The organism is Streptomyces sp. NPDC003016, assembly GCF_053591455.1.
In genome coordinates this window covers 194,666-211,203 of sequence record NZ_JBSFTV010000005.1, presented here as the reverse complement: position 1 = coordinate 211,203, position 16,538 = coordinate 194,666, and the positions used below count along the sequence as shown (strand labels likewise).

At 71.3% G+C, this 16,538-nt stretch carries 15 protein-coding genes; 6 read left to right on the top strand and 9 right to left on the bottom strand.

The window, feature by feature from the left end; translation table 11 throughout:
• Positions 1–101 precede the first annotated feature (101 nt).
• Positions 102–1,544 (top strand): LCP family protein, encoded by a 1,443-nt coding sequence (locus ACWDZ4_RS06295; protein WP_451507309.1) that lies wholly within the window; start codon positions 102–104, stop codon positions 1,542–1,544.
• 28 nt (positions 1,545–1,572) lie between these two features.
• Here the strand turns inward: ACWDZ4_RS06295 and ACWDZ4_RS06290 are convergent, their stop codons facing one another.
• Complete coding sequence (locus ACWDZ4_RS06290) at positions 1,573–2,142, bottom strand: acyl-CoA thioesterase (protein ID WP_451507273.1); 570 nt, start codon at positions 2,140–2,142, stop codon at positions 1,573–1,575.
• 119 nt (positions 2,143–2,261) lie between these two features.
• Between ACWDZ4_RS06290 and ACWDZ4_RS06285 the strand changes: the two genes are divergently transcribed.
• Positions 2,262–3,563: an LCP family protein gene (locus ACWDZ4_RS06285; RefSeq protein ID WP_451507272.1), complete on the top strand. Its 1,302-nt coding sequence runs from the start codon at positions 2,262–2,264 to the stop codon at positions 3,561–3,563.
• A gap of 83 nt (positions 3,564–3,646) precedes the next feature.
• On the opposite strand, the gene ACWDZ4_RS06280 is transcribed toward ACWDZ4_RS06285, so the two are convergent.
• Positions 3,647–4,804, bottom strand: coding sequence for an acyl-CoA dehydrogenase family protein (locus ACWDZ4_RS06280; RefSeq protein WP_451507271.1), 1,158 nt, complete (start codon positions 4,802–4,804; stop codon positions 3,647–3,649).
• 189 nt (positions 4,805–4,993) lie between these two features.
• Between ACWDZ4_RS06280 and ACWDZ4_RS06275 the strand changes: the two genes are divergently transcribed.
• Positions 4,994–6,340 carry a UDP-glucose dehydrogenase family protein gene (locus ACWDZ4_RS06275; RefSeq protein WP_451507308.1) on the top strand — a complete coding sequence of 449 codons (1,347 nt, stop codon included), beginning with the start codon at positions 4,994–4,996 and terminating at the stop codon, positions 6,338–6,340.
• 53 nt (positions 6,341–6,393) lie between these two features.
• Here ACWDZ4_RS06275 and ACWDZ4_RS06270 read toward each other — a convergent pair whose 3' ends face one another.
• Positions 6,394–6,897 carry a CGNR zinc finger domain-containing protein gene (locus ACWDZ4_RS06270; RefSeq protein WP_451507270.1) on the bottom strand — a complete coding sequence of 168 codons (504 nt, stop codon included), beginning with the start codon at positions 6,895–6,897 and terminating at the stop codon, positions 6,394–6,396.
• 88 nt (positions 6,898–6,985) lie between these two features.
• Between ACWDZ4_RS06270 and ACWDZ4_RS06265 the strand changes: the two genes are divergently transcribed.
• A complete protein-coding gene (locus ACWDZ4_RS06265) occupies positions 6,986–7,357 on the top strand; it encodes a VOC family protein (protein WP_451507269.1) in 372 nt (123 codons plus the stop codon).
• A 10-nt stretch (positions 7,358–7,367) separates the two neighbouring features.
• On the opposite strand, the gene ACWDZ4_RS06260 is transcribed toward ACWDZ4_RS06265, so the two are convergent.
• The 4 genes from ACWDZ4_RS06260 to ACWDZ4_RS06245 all read right to left on the bottom strand — a co-directional run bounded on the left by ACWDZ4_RS06260 (position 7,368) and on the right by ACWDZ4_RS06245 (position 11,700).
• The gene (locus ACWDZ4_RS06260; RefSeq protein WP_451507268.1) at positions 7,368–8,507 is read right to left on the bottom strand and encodes a dipeptidase; all 1,140 of its coding nucleotides are present in this window, start codon (positions 8,505–8,507) and stop codon (positions 7,368–7,370) included.
• A gap of 345 nt (positions 8,508–8,852) precedes the next feature.
• Positions 8,853–10,052 (bottom strand): dipeptidase, encoded by a 1,200-nt coding sequence (locus tag ACWDZ4_RS06255; protein WP_451507267.1) that lies wholly within the window; start codon positions 10,050–10,052, stop codon positions 8,853–8,855.
• On the bottom strand, positions 10,049–10,585 hold the full coding sequence (purE, locus tag ACWDZ4_RS06250) for a 5-(carboxyamino)imidazole ribonucleotide mutase (protein ID WP_451507266.1): 537 nt from the start codon (positions 10,583–10,585) through the stop codon (positions 10,049–10,051). Before purE ends, ACWDZ4_RS06255 begins: the two co-directional genes overlap by 4 nt.
• A complete protein-coding gene (locus tag ACWDZ4_RS06245) occupies positions 10,582–11,700 on the bottom strand; it encodes a 5-(carboxyamino)imidazole ribonucleotide synthase (RefSeq protein ID WP_451507307.1) in 1,119 nt (372 codons plus the stop codon). The genes purE and ACWDZ4_RS06245 overlap by 4 nt, the downstream gene beginning before the upstream one ends.
• Before the next feature lie 240 nt (positions 11,701–11,940).
• Between ACWDZ4_RS06245 and ACWDZ4_RS06240 the strand changes: the two genes are divergently transcribed.
• Complete coding sequence (locus ACWDZ4_RS06240) at positions 11,941–12,507, top strand: GtrA family protein (RefSeq protein WP_451507265.1); 567 nt, start codon at positions 11,941–11,943, stop codon at positions 12,505–12,507.
• A 32-nt stretch (positions 12,508–12,539) separates the two neighbouring features.
• Here the strand turns inward: ACWDZ4_RS06240 and ACWDZ4_RS06235 are convergent, their stop codons facing one another.
• Both ACWDZ4_RS06235 and ACWDZ4_RS06230 read right to left on the bottom strand, forming a co-directional pair.
• Positions 12,540–13,805, bottom strand: a complete 1,266-nt coding sequence (locus ACWDZ4_RS06235) for an ATP-binding protein (RefSeq protein WP_451507264.1) — start codon at positions 13,803–13,805, stop codon at positions 12,540–12,542.
• A gap of 15 nt (positions 13,806–13,820) precedes the next feature.
• Positions 13,821–14,498, bottom strand: coding sequence for a response regulator transcription factor (locus ACWDZ4_RS06230; protein WP_450259941.1), 678 nt, complete (start codon positions 14,496–14,498; stop codon positions 13,821–13,823).
• A gap of 426 nt (positions 14,499–14,924) precedes the next feature.
• On the opposite strand from ACWDZ4_RS06230, the gene ACWDZ4_RS06225 reads away from it, so the two are divergent.
• Entirely contained in the window at positions 14,925–16,424 is a 1,500-nt protein-coding gene (locus tag ACWDZ4_RS06225) for a peptide MFS transporter (RefSeq protein WP_451507263.1), read from the top strand.
• Positions 16,425–16,538 lie beyond the last annotated feature (114 nt).

The following is a 16,538-nucleotide window of genomic DNA, read 5'->3' as shown; positions in this document are numbered from 1 at the left end:
GGGGACGCGGACGCGCGGCGGCCACGTCGCTGCCCGGGACGTAGATCGTATGGGCTTACGTTGCTCACTTGTCCCCCCTCGCCTTCGCGGAGGTGTCCCACGTGCCCACGTCGCCCCCTCCACAGCCCCGTCCGCGGCAGGGCCGCGGCCGGAGGCAGGACGAGCATCCGCGGTGGTCGACGCGTCTGGTCACCGCGATCTCGGTCCTGGTGCTGTGCGCCGGCGGCATCGGCCACGCCGTGGTGACCGGCTTGGACACCCGCATCGAGCGGGTCGATCCGTTCAAGGACATGAAGAACCGTCCCGCGGGGGGCCACGGCACGAACATCCTGCTCGTCGGCACCGACGGCCGCGACAGGATCACGTCCGAGGAGAAGCGGAAGTACCGGCTGGGCGGCGAGCCCTGCCACTGCACCGACACGATCATGGTGGTGCACATCTCCGCGGACAGGAAGCGCGCGAGCATCGTGAGCCTGCCGCGCGACAGCTACGCACAGGTGCCCGGGCACACCGACCGGTCCACGGGCGAGCACCACGACGCCCACCCCGTGAAGATCAACGCGGCGTACGCGGAGGGCGGTCCGCAGCTGACGGTGCGGACCGTGGAGCACATGACGAAGGTGAAGATCGACCACTACCTGGAGCTCGACTTCACCAGCTTCATGAAGACGGTCGACGTGCTCGGCGGGGTGGAGATCTGCACGGTCCGCCCGCTCGAGGACCACTACACCGGCCTCGACCTGCCCGCCGGCACCCACCGGCTGAACGGCGGCCAGGCACTCCAGTACGTCCGCTCCCGGCACGTCGACGGGGCGTCCGACTTCGGCCGCATGCAGCGCCAGCAGCGCTTCCTCGCCGCCCTGATCGCCAGGGCCACCGAGAGCGGCGTCCTGCTGAACCCGGCGAAGTTCCGGCAGGTGACGTCCACGCTGCTCTCCTCCGTCCGCGCGGACAAGGGGTTCGGTACGGAGGAGATGCTCGCCCTGGGGCAGGCGATGCGCGGCTTCACACCCGCGTCGTCGGAGTTCACGTCCGTGCCGGTCGCGGGCATCAACCCGCCCGCCCGGGGCATCGGCTCGACGGTGAAGTGGGACCAGGCGAAGGCGGAGAAGCTCTTCCGGGCGCTGCGCGACGACAAGCCGCTCGCTTCCCGCTCCCCGAAGAAGGCGGGGGCGGCGCTCGTCGACGTACCGCCGCGGCAGATCGCCGTGCAGGTCTACAACGGGACGTCGGTCCCGGGCCTGGGCAGGCGCGTGGACGACGCGCTGCGCTCCACCGGGTTCAGGACCACCCGCACGCCCGGCGACGCCGAGCTGGACGACGTACGGCGCACGATCGTCATGTACGACCCGCGCTGGGACCGCTCGGCGAAGGCGCTCCAGGCCGCGCTGCCCGGGTGCGAGCTGCGGGCGGTGGACGGGCAGGGCGGGCTGCTGAAGGTGCTGGCGGGCACGGACTTCAAGAAGGTGCGGCCGGTACGGGCGGACGATCCGTATCAGGGCAGGCCCGCCGCGGTCACCGGGGACCAGGTCGTCTGTCCGTGACCGTGACCGGCCGTGCCGGTCGTCCGTGTCAGCCCTCCGCGTCCAGGCCCTCGGCGGCGCGCCTGTCCCGCAGCTCCTTGATCGCGCGGCGCCGCGCGAGGCGGTGCGTGCGCCGGATCTGGGCCTCCTGGTAGCGGCGCCGGTCGCGCTCCGTCTCGGGGACGACCGGGGGCACGCGGCGGGGCTTGCCGTCCGCGTCGACGGCGGCGAACACGAGATAGGCGCTGCCGACCTGCGTGGCCGGGGTCGACTCGTTCCAGCGCTCGGCCAGGACCCGTACGCCGACCTCCATCGAGGACCGGCCCGTCCAGTTGACCTGGGCTTTCACATGCACCAGATCTCCTACACGCACCGGCTCCAGGAAGACCATCTCGTCCATGGAGGCGGTGACGGCAGGCCCGCCGGAGTGCCGGCCCGCGACGGCGCCCGCCGCGTCGTCCACCAGCTTCATGATCACGCCGCCGTGCACCGTACCGAGGAGGTTGGTGTCGCTGCCGGTCATGATGTGGCTGAGCGTGGTGCGGGAAGCGGAGGTGGGCTTGCCCGGAATATCGCCCGGCTGGAGTGTTCCGGTCGGAACGGGGGCCTGATCTGTCATGCCCTCCACCTTATGCGGGGGCTTGCGCGGGGGCGCATTGCATCAGGACTGCAACAGCCCTGACTCGATTTCCCACCCGCCCTGTAAGCGGCCCACCCCTTGCCTGCACACTGGTCCGCATGAGCGACTGGCCCGACGGATGGACCGACGACCGCGGCGACCGGCACGGACGCGGCAGCGGCAGCGCGCAGCCCGAGGGCGCGCGCGTGATGCGGCATGTGCAGCGCGGCCAGGTCCCGCCGCAGCCCACCGCCCCCGTGCCTGCCGCGCCTCCGGTCCACGGTCCGGTGCCGTCGCAGCCGCAGGGGTACGACGACGGCTACGGCCAGGGCGGCTACGGCCGGGCGCACGGCGGCGACGGCTACAACACGGGCCAGGTCTACGGCGGCGGACATGCGTCCTCCGGCGGCCGGGGCCCCCGTCCGCCGCGCGGCGGCCCGGCGCCCGACTGGGGCCGCCGGATCAAGCTCGGGTCGCTGACGCTGGTCGTCGTGCTCCTCGCCGTCTCCATCGGTACGTACTTCTGGGCGGACTCCAGGCTCAAGCGCGAGGTCGACCTGGCGAAGGTCATCGACCGGCCCGAGGAAGGCGACGGCACCAACTACCTGATCGTGGGCTCCGACAGCCGCGAGGGCATGAGCGCCGACGACAAGAAGAAGCTGCACACCGGGTCGGCCGAGGGCAAGCGGACCGACTCGATGATGATCCTGCACGACGGCTCCAACGGCCCGACGCTCATCTCGCTGCCGCGCGACTCCGACGTGGAGATCCCGTCCTTCGTGGGCTCGGAGTCCGGCAAGAGGTTCCCGGCCCAGGGCCGGCGCGTGAAGCTGAACGCGGCGTACGCCGAGGACGGCCCCGAGCTGCTGGTCCGTACCGTCGAGCACAACACCGGTCTGCGCATCGACCACTACGTCGAGATCGGCTTCGCCGGCTTCGCCAACATCGTGGACGCGATCGGCGGGGTGGAGATGGACATCCCGAAGGCGTTCAAGGACAAGAAGTCGGGCGCCGACTTCCAGGCGGGCAAGCAGACCCTCGACGGCGAGCAGTCGCTGGCCTTCGTCCGCACGCGGTACGCCTTCGCGGGCAGCGACCTGGACCGTACGAAGAACCAGCAGAAGTTCCTGGCGGCGCTGGCGAGCCAGACGGCGACGCCCGGCACGATCCTCAACCCGTTCAAGCTCTACCCGACGATGGGCGCCGGCCTGGACACGCTCGTCGTCGACAAGGACATGAGCCTGTGGTCCCTGGGCCAGATGTTCTTCGCGATGAAGGGCGTCACGGGCGGCGAGGGCACGTCGATGAACATGCCGATCTCGGGCAGCAACGGCGGGAACCTGGTCTGGGACAGGGCGAAGGTCGCGCAGCTCGTGGAACAGCTGAAGAACGACGAGAAGGTCACCGTCAAGGGCAACTAGCCGCGGCGGACGAGGACGAGGGGCCCGGACGGATCACCGTCCGGGCCCCTCGTCCTCGTCCGTGTCTACGGCGTCTACGGCGTCTACGGCAGGTTGCGCGCCATGACGATGCGCTGGACCTGGTTCGTGCCTTCATAAATCTGCGTGATCTTCGCGTCGCGCATCATGCGCTCGACCGGGTAGTCGCGGGTGTAGCCGTAGCCGCCGAGGAGCTGGACCGCGTCCGTGGTGATCTCCATGGCCGCGTCGGAGGCGTAGCACTTGGCCGCGGCGCCGAAGAAGGTCAGGTCGGCGTCGACGCGCTCGGACTTCGCGGCGGCCGCGTACGTCAGCTGGCGGGCGGCCTCCAGCTTCATCGCCATGTCGGCGAGCATGAACTGCACGCCCTGGAAGTCGCCGATCGGCTTGCCGAACTGCTTGCGCTCCTGGACGTAGCCCTTGGCGTAGTCGAGCGCGCCCTGCGCGATGCCGAGGGCCTGGGCCGCGATCGTGATGCGGGTGTGGTCCAGGGTCTTCATCGCCGTGGCGAAGCCGGTGCCCTCCTCGCCGATCATGCGGTCGGCGGGGATGCGGACGGTGTCGAGATAGACCTCGCGGGTCGGCGAGCCCTTGATGCCGAGCTTCTTCTCCGGGGCGCCGAAGGAGACGCCTGCGTCGGACTTCTCGACGACGAAGGCGCTGATGCCCTTGGAGCGCTTCGCCGGGTCGGTGACGGCCATGACGGTGTAGTACTCGCTGACGCCCGCGTTGGTGATCCAGCGCTTCACGCCGTCGAGGACCCAGAAGTCGCCGTCGCGGACCGCCCTGGTCTTCATGCCCGCCGCGTCCGAGCCCGCGTCCGGCTCGGAGAGGCAGTACGAGAACATGCCCTCGCCCTTGGCGAGCGGCGTCATGTACTTCTTCTTCAGCTCCTCGGAACCGGAGAGGATCACCGGCAGCGAGCCGAGCTTGTTGACCGCCGGGATCAGGGAGGAGGAGGCGCAGACGCGCGCGACCTCCTCGATGACGATGACGGTGGCCAGCGCGTCGGCGCCCGCGCCGCCGTATGCCTCCGGGACGTGGATGGCCTGGAGGTCGGAGGCGACCAGGGCGTCCAGCGCCTCCTGCGGGAAGCGGGCCTCCTCGTCGACCGCCGCGGCGTACGGCGCGATCTTCGCCTCGGCGAGCGAGCGCACCGCGTCACGGAGCATGTCGTGCTCCTCGGACGGGCGGTACAGGTCGAAATCAGGCGAGCCTGCCAAGGTCTCTCACTCCCCAAAGATGCTAACTACCGTTAAGTAACCCAATTTTAGTGGGCGGGCCGCCCCCAGGGATACGTGAGCTTGCCGACAGGGGCCCGGCAGGGGCCCGTCACGGGAAAAGCGTCCCCGTCGGCGGGCGCGACTATGCTCGGGCGGCGAATGTCTGCCCGTACCCTCCTGGAGCACTACATGGCCCTCAAGATCACCGTGATCGGCACCGGCTACCTCGGCGCCACCCACGCCGCGGCCATGGCTGAGCTGGGCTTCGAAGTCCTCGGCCTCGACGTCGTGCCCGAGAAGATCGAGATGCTGGCGGCCGGCCGGGTCCCGATGTACGAACCCGGGCTCGAGGAGCTGCTGCGCAAGCACGTCGCGGGGATCGAGGGGTCGACCGGGCGGCTGCGCTTCACGACCTCGTGGGAGGAGGTCGGTGCGTTCGGCGACGTGCACTTCGTGTGCGTGAACACGCCGCAGAAGCACGGCGAGTACGCGTGCGACATGAGTTACGTCGACTCCGCCTTCGCCTCGCTCGCGCCGCAGCTGACCCGGCCCGCCCTCGTCGTCGGCAAGTCGACGGTCCCGGTCGGCAGCGCCGCCCGGCTCGCGGCGAAACTCGCGGAGCTGGCGCCGGTGGGGGCGGACGCGGAGCTGGCGTGGAACCCGGAGTTCCTGCGCGAGGGGTTCGCCGTGCGGGACACGCTGCACCCGGACCGGATCGTGGTGGGCGTGGAGAGCGAGCGCGCCCAGAAGCTGCTGCGCGAGGTGTACGGCGGGCCGATCGAGGAGGGGTCGCCGTTCGTGGTGACGGACTTCCCGACGGCCGAGCTGGTGAAGACGTCCGCGAACTCGTTCCTGGCGACGAAGATCTCATTCATCAACGCGATGGCGGAGGTGTGCGAGGCCGCCGACGGCGACGTGGTGAAGCTGGCCGAGGCGATCGGGTACGACGAGCGGATCGGCAAGAAGTTCCTGCGGGCCGGGATCGGCTTCGGCGGCGGCTGCCTGCCCAAGGACATCCGGGCGTTCATGGCGCGCGCCGGTGAGCTGGGCGCCGACCAGGCGCTGACCTTCCTGCGCGAGGTCGACTCGATCAACATGCGGCGCCGGGGCCACATGGTCGAGCTGGCGCGCGAGGCGGTGGGCGGCAGCGGCGGTTTCCTGGGGAAGCGGGTCGCGGTGCTGGGCGCGACGTTCAAGCCGGACTCGGACGACGTACGGGACTCGCCGGCGCTCAACGTCGCCGGGCAGATCCACCTCCAGGGCGGCCAGGTCACGGTCTACGACCCGAAGGGGATGGAGAACGCGCAGCGCGTCTTCCCGACCCTCGGGTACGCCCCGACCGCGCTCGAAGCGGTGCGCGGCGCGGACGTGGTGCTGCACCTGACGGAGTGGCGCGAGTTCCGGGAGCTGGACCCGGTGGAGCTGGCCGAGGTGGCTTCGGTACCGCTGATCCTGGACGGGCGCAACGCGCTGGACCCGGAGCTGTGGCGCGGGGCGGGCTGGACGTACCGGGCCATGGGGCGTCCGAAGGCGTAGCGGCGACCGTTGTTCCGACGAGGGCGCCCCTTCCGCGCGGGAGGGGCGCCCTCCTACGTTCTCGCGCGGCCGGCGCGGTACTTGCGCATCTTGGCCCGGCTGCCGCAGACCGCCATCGAGCACCAGCGGCTCCGGCCCGCCGGGCTGCGGTCGTAGTACGCCCACCGGCAGTCCTCGGCCTCGCACGCCTTGAGGCGCGGCCAGGTCCCCTCGGCGGTCGCCGTCGCGATGGCCGCGGCGATGCGCGAGGCCAGGGCGTCCGGGTCCGCCGGGCGCAGGGCGGCCGCGCCCGCGGCGTCCACCGTGACCAGCAGCGGGGCCGTCGCCAGCAGCCGGTCGAGGGCGGCGGTGGACACGTCGTGGCCCGCGTGGGCCAGGCACGCGGCGCGCAGGGCCTCGCGGAGTTCGCGGGCCGCCGGTACGTCGCTTTCGGCGAGGCCGAAGGGGGCGCGGCCGGGCTCCGTACCGAGGGAATCCGTACCCGTTTCCACGTCGAGCGTGTTCACCAGGGCTTCCACCAGTGCGAGTTCTCCCGGTGCGGGCGCCCTGTCGTTCATGGTTGCGAGGTTACCCCCGATACGGCAGCATGCAGTAACGGTTACCGCTTGAAAGCATTTAACGGTAACCACAACCGAGGGAGGAATCATGGGAAGCACAGCCGTGGTGGCCAAGCTGGGAGCCGTCGTCCTGGACTGCCCGGACCCGGACGCGCTCGCCCGTTTCTACGCGGAGCTGCTGGGCGGGGAGCCCGGGGGCGACGACGGGTGGGTGGACCTCGCGGGGCACGAGGGGACGCCGCTGGCGTTCCAGAAGGCGCCCGGGTTCGTACCCCCGCGGTGGCCCGCGCCCGAGGGCTCGCAGCAGTTCCATCTGGACCTGGCGGTCGGTGATCTCGACGCGGCGGAGGAACGGGTGCTCGCGCTCGGCGCGAAGCCGCTGGACGCGGCGGACCGTGGACGGTCCTGGCGGGTCTACGCCGATCCGGCCGGGCACCCGTTCTGTCTCTGCGCCTGCTGAGCGGACGACGTCACGGGGCGGCGCGGCGACGGGAGGCGCGGGAGGTGAACTCCGCGTCCCGCACCACTCGTGCCACGTTGCCCCACGTCAGCAGGGCCACGTCCGTCCCGTCCCAGCCGCGGTCGAGCAGCTCCGCGACGAGACGCGGGTAGCAGGACACGTCCCGCAGGTCGTCCGCGTGCGGTACGTCCGCCACGTCCCTGCCGTACATGCCACTGAGCCCCACGCACTCCCGGCCCGCCACCTCCCGCACGTGGTCGAGGTGGTCCGCCACGCGGCCCACGCTCTGTTCGGGGGCGAAGCCGACCATGCAGACACCCCGGTCGGGGGCGAGGGCGCGCAGGACGTCGTCGGAGACGTTCTCCGGGGTGTCGGTGAGCGCGCGGGCGCCCGAGTGGGAGAAGAGCACCGGGGACCGGGTGACGGACAGCACGCCGTGCACGGCCCGGTCCGGTGCGCCCGTGAGGTCGATGAGTACGCCGAGGCGGTTCATTTCCCGTACGGCCTCGTGGCCGAAGGAGGACAGCCCCTCCCCCTCGCCGCCGGACCAGCGCGTTCCGGCGAACAGCACGCTGCGTACCCCCAGTGCGTGGTACGCGCGGAGCGTGCCCAGGGAGTCGCCGAGGGCCTGGCCCGAGACCGGTCCGAGGAGGGAGGCGATGCGGCCGCAGTTGCGGGCGTCGGCCAGGTCACCGGCGGTGAGGGCCAGGCGCAGACCCTCGGGGTACGCCGCGACGACCGTCTTGACGAGGTCGAGCTGTTCGAGGGTGGCGCTGACGGCCCGGTCGCCGGTGCACTCCGCCGGGACGCTCAGGGACCAGAACTGGGCGCCCACGCCGCCGGCGCGCAGGCGGGGGAGGTCGGTGTCCAGGGTGCTCTCGCCCAGTTCGAGGTCGTGCCACTGGCGCTGCGCGAGGGCCCGGCCGAGGTGATTGCACCCGTCGGCGACGGGATGCGCGGCGAGGAGTGCGCGGGCACGGGCGAGACTGCCCTCGGGCGCGGGCGGCTCCTCGGGAGCGGGCGGTTCCTCGGGAGCGGGCGGCTCGGCGGGCTGCGCTCGTGCGGGGGCGGCCGTCCGCGGTATTCGGTCGAGCTCGCCGACCGCGGCGGTGGACGAGGACTGCGGGTCGTCCTGCTGCAGATCTGCCATGACGGGGCTCCGGATTCAGAGACGCGGTACGGCCACCGTGTCACGGGAGCGGCGAGGGTTCGCGGCGGACGGTGCGTTCGGGGGACGGGGACCGCCGCACACCGCTCCGCCTCGCCTCGCCCGTCACCGTGCCGGAAGGGGACGCGCCGGGGCGCTCCCCGCAGGGCGCCGAACGCAACCACCCCGAAGAACTTCCCGTACCCGACCGCTCGGCGCCCGAGGAGACCCCCCGGCGCGGCGCCGGCCCCCCGCGCCGGCAACATCACGGCACCCCCGCCGGACCATGGCCCCGGGCGCGCTGGGCCCCGCCCCCAGCACACCGGCCTGCGCGTCCCTGCCCCGTCCCTACCCGTCCAGCTCGCTCAGCGTCGCGTTCGACGGGGGACGGTGCCGGAGCCCCGCGGCCACCGACTCCGCGTCGCGCAGGGCCCGTACCGCGTTGTGCCACGTCAGCTTCGCCAGGTCGGCGTCCGACCAGCCGCGCCGCAGCAGCTCCGCGACCAGGTTCGGGTACCCGGCCACGTCCTCCAGCCCGGCCGGAGTGAAGGCCGTGCCGTCGTAGTCGCCGCCGATGCCGACATGATCGACGCCCGCGACCTCGCGCATGTGGTCCAGGTGGTCGGCCACCGTGGCCGCCGTCGCGACCGGACGCGGATGCGCGTCCTCGAAGGCGTGCTGCACCTTCATCGCTTCCGCCGTCATCTCCAGGTGGTGGAAGCCGTGCGCGCGCATGTTCTCGTCCGCGCGCCGCGTCCACTCCACCGCCTCCGGCAGCACGAACTTCGGCACGAACGTCGCCATCGCCACTCCCCCGTTGCCCGGGAGCAGCTCCAGCACGTCGTCGGGGACGTTGCGCGGGTGGTCGCACACCGCCCGCGCCGACGAGTGCGAGAAGATCACCGGAGCCACCGACGTGGCCAGCGCCGCCCGCATCGTCGTGGCCGCCACATGGGACAGGTCCACCAGCATCCCGATGCGGTTCATCTCGCGGACCACCTCGTGGCCGAACGGCGAGAGCCCACCGACCCCCGGCTCGTCCGTCGCCGAGTCCGCCCACGCGATGTTGTCGTTGTGCGTCAGCGTCATGTACCGGACGCCCAGCGTGAACAGGGCGCGCAGCGTGGCGAGGGAATTGTTGATCGAGTGCCCGCCCTCGGCGCCCGTCAGTGACGCGATCCGCCCCGCGCCCCGCGCCGCCTCCATCTCGTCCGCCGTCGTCGCCCGCGCCAAGTCGCCCGGGTAGCGCGCCAGAAGCTGCTCGACGACGTCGATCTGCTCCAGCGTCGCGCTGACCGCCTCGTCCCCGGCGAGGTCGGAGCGGACGTACACGGACCAGAACTGCGCGCCCACGCCCCCCGCCCGCAGCCGGGGGATGTCGGTGTGGAGGCAGGCCGACTGGTCGGTGGCGAGGTCGCGCCGGTCCAGGTCGTAGCGGACCTGCTCGCGCAGCGCCCACGGCAGGTCGTTGTGGCCGTCGACCACCGGGTGCGCGGCGAGCAGCTCGCGCGCCCGGCCGGTCAGCCGGTCGTGCTCCACGGGCGTCACGTGCCGAAGCCGAAGGAGTCCGCGCCCATAGCCTTCGCGCGCAGCCGCTTGCCCTTCTCCGTCGCCTGGTCGTTGAGCTCCTGCTGGAACTCCCGCATGCGGCCGAGGAGTTCGGGGTCGTGCGCCGCGAGCATGCGGATCGCCAGCAGCCCCGCGTTGCGCGCCCCCGCCACCGACACCGTGGCCACCGGCACGCCGGCCGGCATCTGCACGATGGACAGGAGCGAGTCCATCCCGTCGAGGTACTTGAGCGGGACCGGTACGCCGATGACCGGCAGCGGCGTCACCGAGGCCAGCATGCCCGGCAGGTGCGCCGCGCCACCCGCGCCCGCGATGATCACCTTGAGGCCGCGGCCGTCCGCCTCCTCGCCGTACGCGATCATCTCGCGCGGCATCCGGTGCGCCGAGACGACGTCGACCTCGTACGGGACCGAGAACTCGTCCAGCGTCTTCGCGGCGGCCTCCATGACCGGCCAGTCGGAGTCGGAGCCCATCACGATGCCGACTACGGGGGCTGCAGCAGGGTTCGTCATTCGGTGATCGTTCCTCGCAGGTAGCCGGCGGCGTGACGGGCGCGCTCCAGCGCGTCGTCGAGGTCGTCGCCGTAGGTGTTGACGTGGCCGACCTTGCGGCCGGGCTTCACGTCCTTTCCGTACATGTGGATCTTGAGCTGCGGGTCGCGCGCCATGCAGTGCAGGTACGCCTGGTACATGTCCGGGTAGTCGCCGCCGAGGACGTTCGCCATGACCGTCCACGGCGCGCGCGGGCGCGGATCGCCGAGCGGCAGGTCCAGCACCGCGCGGACGTGGTTGGCGAACTGCGAGGTGATCGCGCCGTCCTGCGTCCAGTGGCCGGAGTTGTGCGGGCGCATCGCCAGCTCGTTGACGAGGATGCGGCCGTCCGTCGTCTCGAAGAGTTCGACGGCGAGGTGGCCGACGACGCCGAGTTCCTTCGCGATGCGCAGCGCCAGGGTCTGCGCCTGTCCGCCGAGTTCCTCGGAGAGGCCGGGCGCCGGGGCGATCACGGTGTCGCAGACGCCGTCGACCTGCCGCGACTCGACGACCGGGTAGGCGACGGCCTGGCCGTGCGGGGAGCGGACGATGTTCGCCGCCAGTTCCCGTACGAAGTCGACCTTCTCCTCGGCGAGGACCGGGACGCCGGCCCTGAAGGGCTCCTCGGCGTCCTTCTCGTCGCGCACGAACCAGACGCCCTTGCCGTCGTATCCGCCGCGCACGGTCTTCAGGATCACCGGGAAACCGCCGGTCTCGGCGGCGAACGCCGCCGCGTCCGCCGGGTCGCCCACGATGCGGTGGCGCGGGCAGGGCGCTCCGATCTCCGTGAGCTTCGCTCGCATCACGCCCTTGTCCTGGGCGTGCACCAGTGCGTCGGGCCCCGGCCGGACGGGGATGCCGTCCGCCTCCAGGGCCCGCAGGTGCTCGGTCGGGACGTGCTCGTGATCGAAGGTGATCACGTCGCAGCCGCGCGCGAAGTCGCGCAACGTGTCCAGATCGCGGTAGTCGCCGATGACGACGTCGCCGACGACCTGGGCCGCCGAGTCCTGGGGTGTGTCACTGAGGAGCTTGAATCTGATGCCGAGGGGGATACCGGCCTCGTGGGTCATACGGGCGAGCTGACCGCCACCGACCATGCCGACTACGGGGAACGTCACTCCTCCAGGGTATCCGCAGGCCCGCGGCCCCCTGTCCGCGCCCGCCGGCGCATCCCTCGCCCGCCGGCGCGCCCCTCACCCGCTGCCGCAGCTTCGGCACGTCTTCGACGGCGCCCACGAACATCCTGGCGGGCCGCTGGTTAGCATGGCTGGGTCGACGGCACCGACCGGCCGTCGACGACGGGGCGACACCGATCGAAACGGGGCTGAGCGATCACCATGAGTGGACGGGACGGCGGCCCTCTGCGAAGGCGCCTGGAGCGGTTCGGGCGCGAATTCGCGAAGTTCGGCACGATCGGCGGTCTGGGGCTCCTCGTCGACCTCGCCGTCTTCAACCTCCTGCGCCACCTCACGGACGTTCCCGTGGTGCGGGCGAGCATCTTCGCCACGGTGGTCGCGATCGGCTTCAACTACCTGGGTTTCCGCTACTTCACGTACCGGGAGCGCGACAAGAACCGCAGGACCAGGGAGCTCACGCTCTTCCTGCTGTTCAGCGTGGTCGGCCTGGTGATCCAGAGCGGTGTGCTGTACACCGCGACGTACGGCTTCGGCTGGGACAGCCCGCTCCAGAGCAACGCCTTCAAGTTCCTGGGCATCGGCATCGCGACCGTCTTCCGCTTCTGGTCGTACCGCACCTGGGTCTTCCGGAAGCTGCCCGAGCGCGACGCCGTGGAGAGCGACGGCATAGAGCCCGGCGCCGTGGAGACCGGCGCCGTGCGGGCCGCGGAGTCGGATCCGCTCCTGGGCACCCCCGCCCCCCGGGTCCCCGTCGACCGCGCCACCTGACCGCCGGCTGCCTCACCCGACCGCCGGCCACGTCACCTGACCGTCGGCTCCGGCTCCTGCCGGGGGCGCGTCACCCTGCTCAGGAAGAGCGCGAACACCGGCGGCTGCTGCTGGAGCATCTCCAGGCGGCCGCCGTCCGCCTCCGCCAGGTCACGTGCGACGGCCAGGCCGATCCCCGTCGAGTTGCGGCCGCTGATGGACCGCTCGAAGATCCGCGCGCCGAGGTCGGCGGGCACCCCCGGGCCCTCGTCGGTCACCTCGATGACGGCCTGGTTGCCGGTGACGCGGGTGCGCAGGGCGACCGTACCGCCACCGTGCATCAGGGAGTTCTCGATCAGCGCGGCCAGCACCTGGGCGACCGCGCCCGGCGTGCCGACGGCCTGCATGCCGTGCTTGCCCGAGTGCACGATGGCCCGGCCCGCGCTGCGGTAGGCCGGGCGCCATTCCTCGATCTGCTGCTTGACGACCTCGTCGAGGTCGAAGACGACGGCGGAGCCCGTGCGCGGGTCGCGGGAATTGGTGAGCAGCCGTTGTACGACGTCGGTGAGCCGCTCGACCTGCGTCAGCGCGATCGTCGCCTCCTCCTTCACCGTGTCCAGGTCCTCGGTGAGGGTGATCTCCTCCAGCCGCATGGAGAGCGCGGTCAGCGGCGTACGGAGCTGGTGGGAGGCGTCGGCCGCGAGCCGGCGCTCGGCGGTCAGCATCCGGGCGATCCGCTCGGCACTGGAGTCGAGCACGTCGGCGACCCGGTCGAGCTCGGGCACGCCGTACCGCTTGTGGCGGGGGCGCGGGTCGCCGGAGCCGAGGCGTTCGGCGGTCTCGGCGAGGTCGGTGAGCGGGGAGGCGAGCCGGTTGGCCTGGCGTACGGCGAGGAGGACCGCGGCGATCACGGCGAGCAGCGCCACCGCGCCGATGATCAGCAGCGTACGGCCGACCTCGTCGGTGACGGTGGAGCGGGACTCCTGGACGGTGACCTTCTCGCCGGACTCGCTCCGCGCCACGCCCTCCATGACGCTGCCCTCGGGGCGTTCGCCGATCTCGATGGGGGCGCGGCCCGGGATGTCGATACGGGCGTACCGCCGGGGGTCGATCTGCTCGCCCAGCACCCCCGGGTTGACGCTCTCATCGCCGAGGAGACGGCTCTCCACGACGCTGATCAGGCGCAGCGCCTCGGAGTCGACGCTCTCCTGGGCGCTGTTGCTGATGGTGCGGGTCTCCACGATGACCAGGGAGACGCCGAAGACGGCGATGACGACGAGCACCACGGCGAGCGTGGAGTTGATCAGACGGCGGCGCATGGCTGTGTGTGTACGTCAGCTCTTCTCGAAGCGGAAGCCGACGCCCCGCACGGTGGCGATGTAGCGCGGGTTGGCGGCGTCGTCGCCGAGTTTCTTGCGGAGCCACGAGATGTGCATGTCGAGGGTCTTGGTCGACGACCACCAGGTGGTGTCCCAGACCTCGCGCATCAGCTGGTCGCGGGTGACGACCCGGCCGGCGTCCCGGACGAGGACCCGCAGCAGGTCGAACTCCTTGGCGGTGAGCTGGAGTTCCTCCTCACCCATCCAGGCGCGGTGCGACTCGACGTCGATCCGTACGCCGTGGGTGGCGGGCGCGGGGGCGTGGTCGCCGGCGCCGCGCCGCAGGAGGGCCCGTACGCGGGCGAGGAGCTCGGCGAGGCGGAACGGCTTGGTGACGTAGTCGTCGGCGCCGGCGTCGAGGCCGACGACGGTGTCCACCTCGTCGGCGCGGGCGGTCAGCACCAGGATCGGGATGGTGTGGCCCTCGGCGCGCAGCCGGCGGGCGACCTCCAGGCCGTCCATGCCGGGCAGCCCCAGGTCGAGCACGACCAGGTCGACGCCGCCCTGGAGGCCGGCGTCGAGTGCGGACGGACCGTCCTCGCGCACCTCGACCTCGTAACCCTCCCGACGCAGGGCGCGGGCCAGCGGCTCCGAGATGGATGCGTCGTCCTCGGCGAGCAGTACACGGGTCATGGGGTGATGGTAGTCCGCGACAGGTACGGGACGTGGTCGCCCGTCGAGTGATCGTTCCGACCTGTGGCCCTGGGATGCGATCCTGGTATCGACCTTCGAATCAGGCCCCTTGGTTCCGACGTCACCTGTGATCCATCTCTCAACCTCTTCCATATGGGGCACTGCCGTGACGTATGGTGGCAAGACTGCTTTATCACGACTCAGGGGCCTTTGGTCTGTCCTAACACGCCGAAGGTCTCTTTTTCTGTGCGGGGTTGGCACTGCCGGCCCGGCAGGGAACGACCTTTGGGCCGGGCCCCTCACGCGATGGCGCGCGGAGGGAGTTGATCCTGGCGCGGACCTGCTCCGCGTCGGTGCCGGCCGCCCCTCCACCGGGCGCGTATCCGCTCACGAGGCGGACGCGTCCCGAGCAAGCAAGGATCGATCATGGCGTCCAGCCTGACGAAGGACACCCCCGAGGCCGCCTCGGGCGGGAAGACCTTCCTCGGCCACCCCCTCGGCCTGCCTATCCTCTTCCTGACGGAGATGTGGGAGCGGTACAGCTTCTACGGCATGCGAGCGCTGCTCGTGCTCTACCTCTCGGCCACGGTGGCCGACGGCGGGCTGGGTTTCGACACCGCCACGGCCGTCGCGATCTACAGCGTGTACAACGCGATGGTCTACCTGCTCGCCCTTCCCGGCGGCTGGTTCGGCGACCGCGTCTGGGGCGCCCGCAAGACCGTGACCGTGTCCGGCACGATCATCATGGTCGGGCACTTCCTGCTGGCCGTGCCGCTGGAGATCTCGTTCTTCGCCGGTCTGGTGCTCATCGCGGCCGGCTCGGGCCTGCTCAAGGCCAACATCTCCACGATGGTCGGCCACCTGTACCCGGACCGGAACGACCCGCGCCGTGACGGTGGGTTCACCATCTTCTACATGGGCATCAACCTCGGTGCCTTCATCGCGCCGCTGACCATCGGCTACGTCGGCCAGAAGGTCAACTGGCACTACGGCTTCGCCATGGCCGGCGTCGGCATGGCCCTGGGCCTCGCCTGCTTCCTCCTGGGCTCCCGCACCCTGGCCGAGGAGAGCAGCCTCGTTCCGGCTCCGCTCTCCGACGTCGAACGTGCCGCCGTCATCAAGAAGGTGCTGATCTGGCTGGCCGTCGCGGCCGTCGCATACGGCGTCATCGGCGGCAGCGGTTCCTTCACCATCGACTGGGTGCTGTGGCCGCTGACCATCCTGGGCCTGGTGCTGCCCGCGTACTACATCTTCCGCGTCAAGCGTGACCCCGAGCTCGACGCCGTCGAGAAGTCCCGCATGTCGGCGTACGTCTGGTTCTTCGTCGCCGCCGCCATCTTCTGGGGCATCTACGACCAGACCGGTTCCACGCTGAGCCTGTTCGCGGAGCGGAACACCGCCACCGACCTGTTCGGCTTCGACTTCCCGGCCAGCTGGTTCCAGTCGCTGAACCCGCTGTACGTGATGGCGCTGGCCCCGGTCTTCGCCTGGGCCTGGGTGGCACTCAACCGCCGCTCCAAGGAGCCGAGCACGCTGACGAAGTTCGCCTTCGGCCTGGTGCTCGTCGGTGTCTCCTTCGGCGTGATGATGCTGGCGCAGACCGCGGCCGCGGGCGGCGCGATGGTCACCCCGCTGTGGCTGGCCGCCGTGTACCTCCTCCAGACCGTCGGCGAGCTGACCCTCTCCCCGGTCGGCCTGTCCCTCACGACGAAGCTGGCCCCGGCGAAGTACGCGAGCCAGATGATGGGTGTCTGGTTCCTGGCCGTGACGGCCGGCGACTCGGTCATCGCGCTGCTCCAGCTGCTGGGCGCGCCGACGGACACCGAGTTCTGGTTCGCCAGCCAGGGCGCGCTCGCCGTCCTCGCCGGCGCCGCGATCTTCATGTACCGCAAGAAGGTCCAGCCGCTCATGGGCGGCGTGCACTGACGCGCTGAAGCCCGCAGAAGGAAGGGCCGCCGCACCGACTCGGTGCGGCGGCCCTTTTCGTCGTACGACGCGTGCGAGGCGCTGTCCGGCCGCACACCGGCCGGGACGCCCCGC

What these genes read in the sequence shown, in the direction of transcription:
- ACWDZ4_RS06290 (WP_451507273.1), bottom strand. Translation starts at nt 2,142, where the DNA reads ATGACAGATCAGGCCCCCGTTCCGACCGGAACACTCCAGCCGGGCGAT.
- ACWDZ4_RS06285 (WP_451507272.1), top strand. Translation starts at nt 2,262, where the DNA reads ATGAGCGACTGGCCCGACGGATGGACCGACGACCGCGGCGACCGGCAC.
- ACWDZ4_RS06275 (WP_451507308.1), top strand. Translation starts at nt 4,994, where the DNA reads ATGGCCCTCAAGATCACCGTGATCGGCACCGGCTACCTCGGCGCCACC.
- ACWDZ4_RS06270 (WP_451507270.1), bottom strand. Translation starts at nt 6,897, where the DNA reads ATGAACGACAGGGCGCCCGCACCGGGAGAACTCGCACTGGTGGAAGCC.
- ACWDZ4_RS06265 (WP_451507269.1), top strand. Translation starts at nt 6,986, where the DNA reads ATGGGAAGCACAGCCGTGGTGGCCAAGCTGGGAGCCGTCGTCCTGGAC.
- ACWDZ4_RS06260 (WP_451507268.1), bottom strand. Translation starts at nt 8,507, where the DNA reads ATGGCAGATCTGCAGCAGGACGACCCGCAGTCCTCGTCCACCGCCGCG.
- purE (WP_451507266.1), bottom strand. Translation starts at nt 10,585, where the DNA reads ATGACGAACCCTGCTGCAGCCCCCGTAGTCGGCATCGTGATGGGCTCC.
- ACWDZ4_RS06245 (WP_451507307.1), bottom strand. Translation starts at nt 11,700, where the DNA reads ATGGTCGGTGGCGGTCAGCTCGCCCGTATGACCCACGAGGCCGGTATC.
- ACWDZ4_RS06240 (WP_451507265.1), top strand. Translation starts at nt 11,941, where the DNA reads ATGAGTGGACGGGACGGCGGCCCTCTGCGAAGGCGCCTGGAGCGGTTC.
- ACWDZ4_RS06235 (WP_451507264.1), bottom strand. Translation starts at nt 13,805, where the DNA reads ATGCGCCGCCGTCTGATCAACTCCACGCTCGCCGTGGTGCTCGTCGTC.
- ACWDZ4_RS06230 (WP_450259941.1), bottom strand. Translation starts at nt 14,498, where the DNA reads ATGACCCGTGTACTGCTCGCCGAGGACGACGCATCCATCTCGGAGCCG.
- ACWDZ4_RS06225 (WP_451507263.1), top strand. Translation starts at nt 14,925, where the DNA reads ATGGCGTCCAGCCTGACGAAGGACACCCCCGAGGCCGCCTCGGGCGGG.